12 protein-coding genes are annotated in these 12,563 nt (G+C 72.9%); 7 read left to right on the plus strand and 5 right to left on the minus strand.

The features are described from left to right. The first annotated feature begins 132 nt into the window (after positions 1–132). Entirely contained in the window at positions 133–624 is a 492-nt protein-coding gene (locus ACZ5NJ_RS07660; protein ID WP_468763773.1) for an SsgA family sporulation/cell division regulator, read from the plus strand. 26 nt (positions 625–650) lie between these two features. Here ACZ5NJ_RS07660 and ACZ5NJ_RS07665 read toward each other — a convergent pair whose 3' ends face one another. Continuing rightward, positions 651–2,042, minus strand: a complete 1,392-nt coding sequence (locus tag ACZ5NJ_RS07665) for an FAD-binding oxidoreductase (RefSeq protein ID WP_468763774.1) — start codon at positions 2,040–2,042, stop codon at positions 651–653. A gap of 96 nt (positions 2,043–2,138) precedes the next feature. Here ACZ5NJ_RS07665 and ACZ5NJ_RS07670 point away from each other — a divergent pair, with 96 nt between their 5' ends. Continuing rightward, complete coding sequence (locus tag ACZ5NJ_RS07670) at positions 2,139–3,692, plus strand: tetratricopeptide repeat protein (RefSeq protein WP_468763775.1); 1,554 nt, start codon at positions 2,139–2,141, stop codon at positions 3,690–3,692. 66 nt (positions 3,693–3,758) lie between these two features. Here ACZ5NJ_RS07670 and hppD read toward each other — a convergent pair whose 3' ends face one another. After that, positions 3,759–4,904 carry a 4-hydroxyphenylpyruvate dioxygenase gene (hppD, locus tag ACZ5NJ_RS07675; RefSeq protein ID WP_468763776.1) on the minus strand — a complete coding sequence of 382 codons (1,146 nt, stop codon included), beginning with the start codon at positions 4,902–4,904 and terminating at the stop codon, positions 3,759–3,761. Positions 4,905–5,033: 129 nt separating this feature from the next. Between hppD and ACZ5NJ_RS07680 the strand changes: the two genes are divergently transcribed. From ACZ5NJ_RS07680 to ACZ5NJ_RS07695, 4 genes are all read left to right on the plus strand, one after another. After that, entirely contained in the window at positions 5,034–5,504 is a 471-nt protein-coding gene (locus ACZ5NJ_RS07680; RefSeq protein WP_395509077.1) for an Lrp/AsnC family transcriptional regulator, read from the plus strand. 68 nt (positions 5,505–5,572) lie between these two features. Next, on the plus strand, positions 5,573–6,190 hold the full coding sequence (locus ACZ5NJ_RS07685) for an ArsR/SmtB family transcription factor (protein ID WP_468763777.1): 618 nt from the start codon (positions 5,573–5,575) through the stop codon (positions 6,188–6,190). A 52-nt stretch (positions 6,191–6,242) separates the two neighbouring features. Then, positions 6,243–6,461, plus strand: a complete 219-nt coding sequence (locus tag ACZ5NJ_RS07690; protein WP_468763778.1) for a hypothetical protein — start codon at positions 6,243–6,245, stop codon at positions 6,459–6,461. Then, a complete protein-coding gene (locus tag ACZ5NJ_RS07695; RefSeq protein WP_468763779.1) occupies positions 6,458–7,759 on the plus strand; it encodes an MFS transporter in 1,302 nt (433 codons plus the stop codon). The genes ACZ5NJ_RS07690 and ACZ5NJ_RS07695 overlap by 4 nt, the downstream gene beginning before the upstream one ends. Here the strand turns inward: ACZ5NJ_RS07695 and ACZ5NJ_RS07700 are convergent. Next, positions 7,689–8,486 (minus strand): S16 family serine protease, encoded by a 798-nt coding sequence (locus ACZ5NJ_RS07700; RefSeq protein ID WP_468763780.1) that lies wholly within the window; start codon positions 8,484–8,486, stop codon positions 7,689–7,691. The genes ACZ5NJ_RS07695 and ACZ5NJ_RS07700 overlap by 71 nt on opposite strands. A gap of 65 nt (positions 8,487–8,551) precedes the next feature. Continuing rightward, on the minus strand, positions 8,552–9,193 hold the full coding sequence (locus ACZ5NJ_RS07705; RefSeq protein WP_007264382.1) for an IclR family transcriptional regulator: 642 nt from the start codon (positions 9,191–9,193) through the stop codon (positions 8,552–8,554). A gap of 368 nt (positions 9,194–9,561) precedes the next feature. Between ACZ5NJ_RS07705 and ACZ5NJ_RS07710 the strand changes: the two genes are divergently transcribed. Beyond that, a complete protein-coding gene (locus ACZ5NJ_RS07710) occupies positions 9,562–10,581 on the plus strand; it encodes a hypothetical protein (RefSeq protein ID WP_468763781.1) in 1,020 nt (339 codons plus the stop codon). 82 nt (positions 10,582–10,663) lie between these two features. On the opposite strand, the gene ACZ5NJ_RS07715 is transcribed toward ACZ5NJ_RS07710, so the two are convergent. Beyond that, positions 10,664–12,451: a DEAD/DEAH box helicase gene (locus ACZ5NJ_RS07715; protein ID WP_468763782.1), complete on the minus strand. Its 1,788-nt coding sequence runs from the start codon at positions 12,449–12,451 to the stop codon at positions 10,664–10,666. Between the last annotated feature and the right edge of the window lie 112 nt (positions 12,452–12,563).

The raw sequence follows: 12,563 nt of genomic DNA on the forward strand, positions 1-12,563 counted from the left end.
ATCCGACAGATTTCGGCCAACCTCGAAAACGGTGCCGGAAGTCGCGTCATACCCGGGCACATCGGCGCTCTCTGCGGGTGTGGGGCGGTCCGCGCCCCACGACCGCAACCGACGCAGCGAAGTGAGGCCGCCGTGCACCACCACCCCGTCAACCCCGTCATCGAGCGCGAGCTGGAGCTCCGGCTGATCCTGTCCCCCGAGCGCAGCATCCGCGTCCCCGCGAAGCTGCTCTACCTCACCGACGACCCGTACGCCGTGCACATCACCTTCCACACCGGCACCAGCGCCCCCGTCAACTGGACCTTCGCCCGGGAGCTGCTCGTCGAGGGGGTGTTCCGGCCCTGCGGCCACGGGGACGTCCGGATCTGGCCCACGAAGATCGACGACGAGTCGGTCCTGTGCATGGCGCTCAGCTCCCCCGACGGCGACGCCCTCCTGGAGGCCCCGGCCGGCGCCGTGTCGGCCTGGCTGGAGCGCACCCTGCGCGTGGTCCCGCCCGGGACGGAGGCGGAGCGGCTCCGCCTGGACGAGGCGCTGGCCGAGCTGCTCACCCCGACCCCGGCCGACGAGCTGTGGCTGCGCGACCCGTGGCCCTCGGACGAGTCCGCGGACGGCGACCTGTGAGGGAGGACGGCCGCCGGGACCGCCCCTCAGAACAGCTTGCCGGGGTTGAGCAGCCCGAACGGGTCGAAGGCCTGCTTGACGGCGCGCTGCATCTCCAGCCCCACGGGCCCGAGTTCGCGGGCCAGCCACTCCTTCTTCAGCACCCCGACCCCGTGCTCGCCGGTGATGGTCCCGCCCAGGGCCAGCCCGAGGGCCATGATCTCGTCGAAGGACTCGCGGGCCCGCCGCGCCTCGTCCTCGTCCGCGGGGTCGAAGCAGACGACCGGGTGGGTGTTGCCGTCGCCGGCGTGCGCGCAGACGCCGATGAGCAGGCCGTGGGTCCGGGCGATGGCGGCCGTGCCGTCCAGCATCTCGGCGAGCCGCGACCGGGGCACGCACACGTCGTCGATCATCGTCGCGGGCCGCAGGGCCTCCAGGGCGGTCAGGGACATCCGGCGGGCCTGGAGCAGCAGTTCGGACTCCGCCTCGTCCTCGGCGGGGACGACGGCGGTCGCGCCGGCGGCCTCGCACAGCGCGTCGACGGCGGCGAGGGCGGCGGGCGCGTCGGGGGTGTCGAAGGCGGCCAGCAGCAGCGCCTCGGTGCTGTCGGGCAGGCCCATCTTCCCGAGGGCGTTGACGGCGCGGACGGTCGTACGGTCCATCAGCTCCAGCAGCGAGGGCGCCAGACCCGCCTCCATGACGGCGCAGACGGCCGCGCAGGCGGCCGCGACGGAGGGGAACTCGGCGGCCAGCGCCAGTTGCCGCGGCGGCGCCGGGCGCAGGGCCAGGACGGCCCCCACGACCACGCCCAGGGTGCCCTCGGAGCCCACGAAGAGCCGGGTCAGGTCATATCCGGCGACCCCCTTGGCGGTACGCCGCCCGGTGCGCAGCAGCCGGCCGTCCGCGAGCACCACGTCCAGCCCGAGGACGTACTCGGCGGTGACCCCGTACTTGACGCAGCACAGCCCGCCCGAGGCGGTGCCGATGTTGCCGCCGATCGTGCACTGCTCCCAGCTGGAGGGGTCCGGCGGGTAGTACAGGCCCTGTTCGGCGACGGCGCGGGAGAGGACCGCGTTGACCACGCCCGGCTCGACGACGGCGATCCGGTCGACGGGGGAGATCTCCAGGATCCGGTCCATCTTCACCAGGGAGAGCACGATGCAGCCGTCGGAGGCGTTGGCGGCCCCGGAAAGGCCCGTACGGGCGCCCTGGGGGACGACGGGGACGCGTAGGGCGGTCGCGGTCCGCATCACGTGCCGCACCTGCTCCACGGTCCGCGGCAGGACGACGGCGGCGGGGGCGCCGGCGGGGCAGAAGCTCGCCATGTCGGTGGCGTAGGAGGCGGTCACCTGCGGGTCGGTGAGGACCGCCTCGGGCGGGAGCCCCTCGCGCAGCCGCGTGAGGAGACGGGAGTGCGGAGAGGTGTGATCGTCGTCCATGGGGCCAGCGTGGCAGCCGGGGCCATCGGTGTGAACACGGCTGCGGTGGGCTTCGGACACCCGGGCGGCATCTTCATATTGACGCACAGTGAGCGCATGGACGGTTTCGACGAGCATTCCCCGCAGCCCGCGCCGCCCGTGACCTTCACCGGCCGCAAGACGGTGGTGGCGGCCGCGGTGACGGTGGTCCTGATCGCCGCGACCCTGCTGATCCGCCCCGCCCGGACGGGCGACGACGCGCGTCCGCCGGGGCCGAGCGAGCGGGCCGCGTCGGCGGTGGGCATGGGCGCTCCGGTGGCGGCGGTGGACCTGACGGCGCTGGTGGCGGACCGGGAGAAGTGGCTCGCCGGGCATCCGGACGACGACGCTTCGTGGGCGGTGCTGGGGTCCGCGTACCTGGAGCAGGCCCGGCGGACGGCCGATTCCGGCTGGTTCCCGAAGGCGGAGCGGGCCCTGAAGCGGTCGCTGGAGGTGCGGCCCGCGGAGAAGGGCAACTTCGACGCGATGACGGGCATGGGCGCGCTGGCGGGCTCCCGGGGGGACTTCGCGACGGCCCGCAAGTGGGGCGAGCTGGTACGGGCGCAGGCGCCGCGGCGCTGGACGGCGTACCCGGTCCTCGTGGACGCGTACACGGGCCTGGGCGACTACAAGGGCGCCCAGAAGGCGATGGAGCAGCTGCAGGAGCTGCGTCCGGGCCTGGCCGCGGAGCTGAGGGCCGCCCAGGTGTACCGGGACCGGGGCTGGCGCGAGGACGCGGTGGTGGCGCTGGAGGCGGCGGGGGGCGCCGCGAAGTCGCCGGCGGAGAAGGCGTACGTGCTGTTCCGGCTCGGGGAGCTGGCCTGGGAGCGGGGCGACCCGGCCGAGGCCCTGCGCCAGTACGAGGCCGCGCAGCGCACGGACCCGGCGCAGGCGGAGGCCCTGGGCGGCCGGGCGCGGGCGCTGGCGGCGCTGGGGCGGAGCGGGGAGGCGGTGCGCGACTACCGGCTGGCGCTGGGGCGGACGCCGCTGCCGCGGCTGGCGCTGGAGCTGGGCGAGCTGCTGGACTCGCTGGGGCGGGCGCAGGAGGCGCGGGCGCAGTACGAGGCGGTGTCGGTGCTGGCGGCGCGGAGCACGGCGGACGGGGTGGACCAGGAGGTGGTGCTGGGCCTGTTCGAGGCGGACCACGGCGACCCGGCGGCGGCGGTGCGCCGGCTGTCGGCGGAGTGGGAGCGGCACAAGAGCATGCAGGTGGCCGACGCGCTGGGGTGGGCGCTGCACCGGGGCGGGGAGGACGCGGCGGCGCTGGAGTACGCGAAGAAGGCGACGGAACCGGGCCTGCGGAGCGCGGAGTTCGCGTACCACCGGGCGGTGATCGAGCAGGGGCTCGGGGACGAGGCGGCGGCGCGGCGGCACCTCCAGGAGGTGGCGCGCACCAACCCGGACTTCTCGCCGGTACGGGGACCGCTGGCGAAGGAGGCCCTGGCGGCGGTCGGCCAGCCGGCGCCGGGCGGCCCGGAGAACATGCAGCCGCGCACGCCGTGGGTGGCGCCGGAGATGCCGAAGCCCCGCCCGAAGCCGAAGCCGGCGGCGCAGCCCGCGAAGCCCCCGGCGCCGGCTCCGGCCCCGGCTCCGGCGAAGCCCCGGCCGAAGCCGGGCCCGTCGGCCGGCTGAGCCCGGGGGCCGGCCCCGCCGCAGGACGCGTGGCGGGGCCGGACCATGGCCCGTGGGCCGTGGAGGCTAGAGGTTGCCGCGGATCTCCTGCTCGCGCTCGATCGCCTCGAACAGCGCCTTGAAGTTGCCCTTGCCGAAGCCCATCGACCCGTGCCGCTCGATGATCTCGAAGAACACCGTCGGCCGGTCCTGCACCGGCTTGGTGAAGATCTGCAGCAGGTAGCCGTCCTCGTCCCGGTCCGCGAGGATCTTCAGCTCGCGCAGCTCGTCGATCGGCACGCGCGTGTCGCCGACCCACTCGCCCAGCGTGTCGTAGTACGCGTCCGGCACGGACAGGAACTCCACGCCCGCCGCGCGCATGGTGCGCACGGTCGAGACGATGTCGTTCGACGCGAGCGCGATGTGCTGCACGCCCGGCCCGTTGTAGAACTCCAGGTACTCGTCGATCTGCGACTTCTTCTTCGCGATCGCCGGCTCGTTGATCGGGAACTTCACCTTCTTGGTGCCGTCCGCGACGACCTTCGACATCAGCGCCGAGTACTCGGTGGCGATGTCGTCGCCCACGAACTCCTTCATGTTCGTGAAGCCCATGACCTTGTTGTAGAACGAGACCCACTCGTTCATGCGGCCCAGCTCGACGTTGCCGACGCAGTGGTCGATCGCCTGGAAGGTCCGCTTGGCCGGCGGCTCGACCATCGGGGCGGCGGCCGTGTAGCCCGGCAGGTAGGGGCCGGTGTAGTCGACGCGCTCGACGAGCGTGTGGCGGGTCTGGCCGTAGGTGGCGATGGCGGCCAGCACGACCGTGCCGTGCTCGTCCTTGACCTCGTACGGCTCGTCGAGGCCGCGGGCGCCCTGCTCGACGGCGTACGCGTAGGCGGCGCGCACGTCCGGGACCTCGATGGCGAGGTCGACGACGCCGTCGCCGTGCTCGGCGACGTGCTCGGCGAGGAAGCGGCCGTGGTCCGTCGTCGCCTTGATGACCGAGGTCAGGACGAAGCGCGCGGAGCCGTTGGTGAGGACGTAGCTGGCGGTCTCCCGGCTGCCGTTCTCCGGTCCGGAGTAGGCGACGAGCTTCATGCCGAAGGCGGTCGAGTAGTAGTGCGCGGCCTGCTTGGCGTTGCCCACGGCGAAGACGACCGCGTCCATGCCCTTCACCGGGAAGGGGTCTGCCTCACGCGCGGTCTGCGGGGTGGTGTCCAGGGTCTCAGTCATGTGGGCAGCGTCCCGCCGTTCCACAAGCTGCGCAATAGTTTCGATTTCTGCTGTACAGATTGACCAGCGGAGCCCGAGGATGGCTGAGAGATCTGTGCAGGATGACCAGCCGATCGAGGGAAGGTTTCCATGGCTATCGACGAACTCGACGGACGGTTGATCGTGCTGCTGGCGCGCGAGCCGCGCATCGGGGTCCTGGAGGCGTCGCGCCGGCTCGGGGTGGCGCGGGGCACGGTGCAGGCGCGGCTGGACCGGCTCCAGTCGAACGGGGTGATCCGGGGCTTCGGGCCGCAGGTGGACCCGACGGCCCTGGGCTATCCGGTGACGGCCTTCGCCACGCTGGAGATCAAGCAGGGGCAGGGCGCGGACGTACGGGCCCACCTGGCGGGGGTGCCGGAGGTGCTGGAGCTGCACACGACGACGGGACACGGGGACATGCTGTGCCGGCTGGTGGCGCGGTCCAACGCCGACCTCCAGCGGGTCATCGACCGGGTCGTCGGCTTCGAGGGGATCGTCCGGGCGTCGACGGCGATCGTGATGGAGAACCCGGTACCCCTGCGGATCATCCCGCTGGTGGAGCAGGCGGCCGGGGACCGCTGAACCACGTACAAAGAAAAGGTTGCAAAGAAACCCTTGCATAGAACTCTTTGCAAGCCTACGGTTGAGCCATGCCCGAAACGAACGCCGAGAACCCGCAGCAGCAGCCGGCGCAGCCCAAGCAGCCCGCAGTCCGGACGCTCGACGCCCGCTCGCTGCGCGGCCTCGCCCACCCACTGCGCATGCGCATGCTGGCCGCCCTCCGCCAGGAGGGACCGGCCACCGCCTCCCAACTCGCCGAGCGGCTCGGCGAGTCCAGCGGTTCCACCAGCTACCACCTGCGCCAGCTCGCCGCCCACGGCTTCGTCGAGGACGCCCCCGGGCACGGCAAGGGCCGCGAGCGCTGGTGGCGGGCGGTCCACCAGGGCACGGCCTTCGACGAGACGCTGATGTACGACGAGGGGGACCCGGAGACGCGCGTCGCCGCCGACGCCTTCCTCCACGAGATCGCCGCCATCCACGCCCAGGAGCTCACCACCTGGCTCGGCGACTCCCCCAACTGGCCGCGGGAATGGCGCTCCTCGACGGACCTCAGCGACCACACGCTGCGCCTGACCCCCGCCCAGGCCACCGAACTGATCCACAAGATGCACGACCTGGTGAACAGCTACCGCGACCTGCCGCAGGACGGGGACACGCAGACCGTCCGCGTCCACACGCACGCCTTCCCGCGCCGCGGCCACGCGTAGCCCCGCACCACCCCTTGTCACCCTTCCCCGCCCGCTCCGAAGGAGTCCCGTCATGCACGCCTTCACGCACACCCGGATACACGCCGCCCGCACCGCCGAACTCGCCGCCGAGGCCGCCGCCTGGCGCCTCGCCCACGACGCCGCCCCCGCCGCCCTGCCCACCACGCCCGCCGCCCTGCGCAACCGGCTCGGCGAGGCCCTGGTCGCCGCCGGGATCCGCCTGATGCAGGCCGATCACCTCCACGCCCGCATCCGGCAGCACGCGGCATGAGCCGGCGCCCCTTCGCCGCCGTCCTGGCCGCCAACACCATCTCCATCGCCGGGAGTTCCCTCACCCTGATCGGCGTCCCGTGGTTCGTCCTCCAGACCACGGGCAGCGCCGGACGGGCCGGGGCCGTCGCCTTCTGCGCCACCCTGCCCATCGTCGTCGCGGCCCTGGTCGGCGGCCCGGTCATCGACCGGCTCGGCCGCCGCCGGGTCTCGGCCGCCTCCGACCTCGTCTGCGCCGCCTCGGTCGGCGCGATCCCGCTGCTGCACTACGCGGGACTGCTGGAGTTCTGGATGCTGTGCGCGCTCATGGCCCTCGGCGGCCTCGTGCACACCCCGGGCCTGACCGCCCGCTCCGTGCTGCTGCCCGGCCTCGCCGAGCACGCGGGCACCACCGTCACCCGGGCCGCGAGCCTCTACGACGCCGTCTCGCGCGGCGCCCGCATGATCGGGGCCGCCGCGGCGGGCCTGCTGATCGCGGTCCTCGGCGCGGAGACCGTCCTGCTGATCGACGCCGCCACCTTCGCGGCGTCGTCACTCCTGGTCACCGCCTTCGTGCGCGGCCTGCCCTCCGCCGAACCCCAACGCGCCTCGGAAAAGCCCTCGTTCGCCGCCTACCGGGCCGAACTCGCCGAGGGCTGGCGGTTCCTGACCCGCTCGCGCCTTCTGCTGGGCATCACCCTCATGGTCATGATGACCAACGGCCTGGACCAGGGCTGGTCCTCCGTCCTCCTGCCGGTGCACGGCCGCGAGGACCTCGGTGGCGCCACCGCCCTCGGCCTGATGATCTCCCTCTTCGGCGGCTTCGCCCTGCTCGGCGCCCTCCTCTACGGGGTGTGGGGCGAGCGCTTCCCGCGCCGGGCGGTGTTCGCGGGCGCCTTCCTGCTCTCGGGCGCCACCCGCTACGTGGTCGCGGCCGTCACCGACACCCCGCTCCCCCTCGCGGTGACGATGGCCCTGGCGGGCCTGGGCGCGGGTGTGCTGAACCCCGTCCTGACCACCGTGATCTTCGAGAGGGTCCCCGAGGAACTGCGCAGCCGGGTCTCGGGCGTGACGACGGCGGGCTGCGAGCTGGCCATGCCGCTGGGCGGCCTCGCGGCGGGCCTGCTCGTCGACGGCCTCGGCATCACCCGGGCCCTGCTCGCCTTCGGCGCCGTCTACCTGCTGAGCACGCTGAGCCCGGTCCTCTTCCCGGCCTGGCGCGAGATGAACACCAGGCCGCCGGCCCCCGTCAGCAGCCCGGAACTCCCTCACCCCGGTTCAGCCCCCGCAGCGCGTTCACCGCATCCGTCAGCGAAGTAACGGGAATCAACTGAAGCCCGGCCGGCAGCTCGGCCTTGGCGTCGGAGCACTCGGCCTTCGGCACGAGGAAGACCGTCGCCCCGTCCCGCCCCGCGGCCTGCGTCTTGAGGCCGACGCCGCCGACCGCGCCGACCTTGCCGTCGGCGCTGATGGTTCCCGTGCCGGCGATGCTGCGGCCGCCGGTGAGGTCGCCGCCGCTGCCGTCGCCGTCGATCTTGTCGACGATGCCGAGGGTGAAGAGCAGGCCGGCGCTGGGTCCGCCGACGTCGGCGAGGTTGAGGTCGACCTTGACGGACTTGGGGTCCTTGTGGAGATAGCCCAGGGCGGCGGCCTCGGCGGCCGACTGCGACTGGTTCATCTCGTCCAGGTTGTGCTGCTCGATCTCCTTGTCGCTTCCGCCCGAGGGATAGACGGACTCCCGGGGCAGGACCGCCTCGTCGCTCCTGAACCAGTGGTCGACGAGCTCGTGCAGCCGCATCGTCGAGGAGGGGCCGGTGGCCCGGATGGTGGTCATGCGCAGCTGGCCCTTGGTCTCCCGGACCGGGGCTCCGGTGACGGTGATCACCGGCTTGCCCTGGTCGGAGCCCAGCACGTCGGCCGTGGGCCCCGGGACGGCCACCACGAAGGGCAGCGGAGCGAGGGCCGCGACGGCGAACAGCGCGAGGACGGGCGCGGCGCAGACGGCCAGGGCGGTGGGACGCGGCAGACGTGTGAGGCGAGAGAGCACCCGGCCAATCTACCGACCCGGACCCCCCGGACCGCGCCGCCTACGGCCGAGTCCGCCGGCCGGGGTCAGCGCAGGGCGTCGGCGACCTCGCGGGCCGCGTCGACCACGCGGGGTCCGACCCGCTCCGGCACGGCGTCGGCGAGCATGACGACACCGACGCTGCCCTCCAGGCCGGTGATGCCGACCAGGGGCGCCGCGGCGCCGCTGGCGCCCGCTTCGAGCTCGCCGTGGGTGAGCGTGTAGCCGGGCTCGATCAGCGAGCCCTGACGGGCCGCCAGGATGGCCCGGCCGGCCGCGCCGCGGTCCAGCGGGTGGCGGAAGCCGGCCCGGTAGGCGACGTGGTAGTCGGTCCAGGTGGGCTCGACGACGGCCACGGCGAGCGCCTCCGTGCCGTCCACGAGGGTCAGGTGCGCGGTGGCCCCGATGTCCTCGGCGAGCGAGCGCAGGGCGGGCAGGGCCGCCTCGCGCACGAGCGGGTGGACCTGCCGGCCCAGCCGCAGCACGCCGAGCCCGACGCGGGCCCGGCCGCCGAGGTCGCGGCGGACCAGGGCGTGCTGCTCCAGGGTGGCCAGCAGGCGGTAGACCACGGTGCGGTTGACGCCGAGCCGGTTGGAGAGCTCGGTCACGGTCAGCCCGTGGTCGGTGTCGGCGAGCAGTTTGAGGACTCTGAGCCCTCGGTCGAGAGTCTGGGAGGTTTCCGCGGTCACGTCGCCTCTCCCTCTGTGTCGTCGGTGGACGGCGGTGACTCTCATGAGTTCAGCGCTGCCGGTCCCTCGGCGACGCACGGAGAGGCCGCCGGTAGCGGCCATGGCACCGGCTGCGCTCCCGCGGCGGCGCTGCCACGGGGCGTTCGATGCGGGGACAGTAGCGAGCGGGTCCGCTCAGCGGAAGGCCTCGTCCAGAATCCGGTCGCCTACTGCCGGTTTCGGCCCTTTCCTCCTCGGGACTGTATCGATTCGTAATGTCCCGCGACCGAAAATCGGTTTACACGACCCTTAGTCTGATCGTGTTCAAAAAGATGTTGGGGGGTCGGGGCGACACGCGTCCCGAACGCATACAGGGGAGACAAGCACCAGTGAAGCTGAAGCGCATGGCCGTCGTGGCCGCCGCCGCAGTAGTGGGCCCGACCGTGCTCATGGCCACGCCCGCGATGGCGGACGAGGTCAAGAACACCGCCGTCACGACTCCGGACTCGGCCCCCAAGGGTGACTCCGCCGCCGCCGAGACCCCGGCCGCCCCGGCCGCGGACACGGCGAAGCCGGCCGTCGAGACCCCTGCCCCGGCCAAGGACGCCAAGCCCGCCGCCGAGAAGCCCGCCCCGGCTCCGGCGAAGCCCGCCCCGGCAGTGGACGATGTGGACGATTGGGACGACGACGCAACGGCCACCGGCCCTGTCCTCGGCCTGAGCGGCGTCCCGGCCTCCTTCAAGGCCGGCGGCGACTGGACCAACATCACCGTCAAGGTCGACAACTCGAAGGGCAAGACGCAGACGAGCTATGTGCTCGTCCTGGCCGTCGCCAACCAGGACCTTGAGCTCCAGGCCAAGGACGTTCGGGTCCAGCTGTACTACCAGGGCGGCTGGCACGACGTCGAGGTGCGGGACGAGGGTGCCCCCGTCGCGCTGCTGACCGACGACGTGGAGATCCCGGCCAAGAACCTGAGCCTCAAGGTGCGCGTCAAGTTCAACGCGGGCGCCCCGCAGGGCAACATCGCCATCGCCGTCTCCGGCGGCAGCAACGTGGACGCCGCCCATTCGAAGACGGCGTGGGCCGAGTCGAAGATCGTCTCCGGCAACACCAACGGCGGCGGCCACACCGGCGGCAACACGGGTGGCAACACCGGCGGCCACACCGGTGGCGGCAACGACACCAAGCCGGACGGTGGCGGTACCACCACGCCGATCGTCGACCACAACACCGGCACGGGCACGGGCACCGGCACCGGCACCGGCACCGGCACCACCGCCGGTGGCCAGCTCGCCGAGACCGGTGCGGACGCCGCCACCAGCTGGGCGCTCGGCGCCGGCGGTGTGGCCCTCGCGATGGGCGCCGCCCTGGTCGCCGGCACCGGCCGTCGTCGCCGCGTCACCAGCTGACCCGGCTCCACGCCCGACGGCAACGGGGTCCGTGCGCACCGCGCACGGACCCCGTTCCGCGTCCGCGTCCGGGCCGGAGGGCTCACCGCATCCGGGTGGCCCACTCCTGGACCTTCTTGATCCGCTCCTTCAGCTGCCCCGCCGTCGCCTCCGCGCTCGGCGGCCCGCCGCACACGCGGCGCAGCTCGGTGTGGATCACCCCGTGCGGCTTGCCGCTCTGGTGGACGTACGCGCCCACCATCGTGTTCAGCGACTTGCGCAGCTCCAGCAACTCCTTGTGGGAAACCACCGGCCGCCGGTCGGCCGGAAGCTCCAGCAGGTCCGCCTCCGCGTCCGGCCTGCGGCGGCTGTGCGCGATCTGCCGCGACTGCCGCTTCTGCAGCAGCAGCTGCACCTGGTCCGGCTCCAGCAGGCCCGGGATGCCGAGGTAGTCCTGCTCCTCCTCGCTGCCCGGGTGCGCCTGCATGCCGAACTCGGCGCCGTCGTACAGCACCCGGTCGAAGACGGCGTCGGATTCGAGGGCCTCGAAGGACATCTGCTCGTCCTCGCCGGTGTCCTCGTCCTCCTGCCGGTTCGCCTCCTCCATCTCCTTCTCGGACTCGGCGTACGGGTCCTCGTCCTCGCCCGCCTTCTTCGGCCGGTCGAGGACGTGGTCGCGCTCGACCTCCATCTCGTTGGCGAAGCCGAGGAGGTAGGGAATGGTCGGAAGGAACACGGACGCGGTCTCGCCGCGCCTGCGCGATCGTACGAAGCGGCCGACGGCCTGCGCGAAGAACAGCGGGGTCGAGATCGTCGTCGCGTACACGCCCACCGCGAGGCGGGGGACGTCGACGCCCTCGGACACCATGCGGACCGCGACCATCCAGCGGTCGTCGTTCGCGCTGAAGGTGTCGATGTTCTTCGACGCGCCGGTGTCGTCGGAGAGCACGACGGTCGGCTTCGTCCCGGTGATCTCGCGGATCAGCTTGGCGTACGCGCGCGCCGCGTCCTGGTCGGCGGCGATGACGAGCCCGCCCGCGTCCGGGATGCCCTTCCTGACCTCCGTCAGGCGCTGGTCGGCGGCGCGCAGCACGTTCGGCATCCAGTCGCCGCGCGGGTCCAGCGCCGTGCGCCAGGCCTGCGAGATGGCGTCCTTGGTCATCGGCTCGCCGAGGCGGGCCTCGATCTCGTCGCCGGCCTTGGTGCGCCAGCGCATGTTGCCGCTGTAGGACAGGAAGATCACGGGCCGGACGACGCCGTCGCCCAGCGCGTTGCCGTAGCCGTACGTGTAGTCGGCGGAGGAGCGGCGGATGCCGTCGTTGCCCTCCTCGTACGTCACGAACGGGATCGGGTTGGTGTCGGAGCGGAACGGGGTTCCGGTCAGGGCCAGGCGCCGGGTCGCCGGGTCGAAGGCCTCCAGGCAGGCCTCGCCCCAGGACTTGGAGTCGCCCGCGTGGTGGATCTCGTCGAGGATCACCAGGGTCTTGCGCTGCTCGCAGCGGTTGCGGTGCAGCATGGGGCGGACGCCGACACCGGCGTAGGTGACGGCGACGCCGTGGTAGTCCTTGCTGAGCGGCCCGGCCGAGTACTCGGGGTCGAGCCGGATGCCTATGCGGGCGGCGGCTTCCGCCCACTGCTTCTTCAGGTGCTCGGTCGGCGCGACCACGGTCACCTGCTGGACCACGTGGTGGTGCAGCAGCCAGGAGGCCAGGGTCAGCGCGAAGGTGGTCTTGCCGGCGCCGGGGGTGGCGACGGCGAGGAAGTCACGGGGCTGGGTCTGGATGTACTTGTCCAGCGCCCCCTGCTGCCAGGCACGCAGCTTGCTGGCGGTACCCCACGGCGCGCGGCCGGGGAAGGCGGGTGAGAGGTGGTGGGAGGCGGTAGTAGTCACGGTCTCCGGTTCGTGCTCTCGGTGGCGGTCGTACTGTGCTCAGGACGACCGGGCGGACAACCGGGCCACCTTACCCGCGCCGCGGCGCCCCCCGCGGAGGGACAGGCCCGTG

This window comes from Streptomyces sp. NPDC032091, assembly GCF_055580265.1.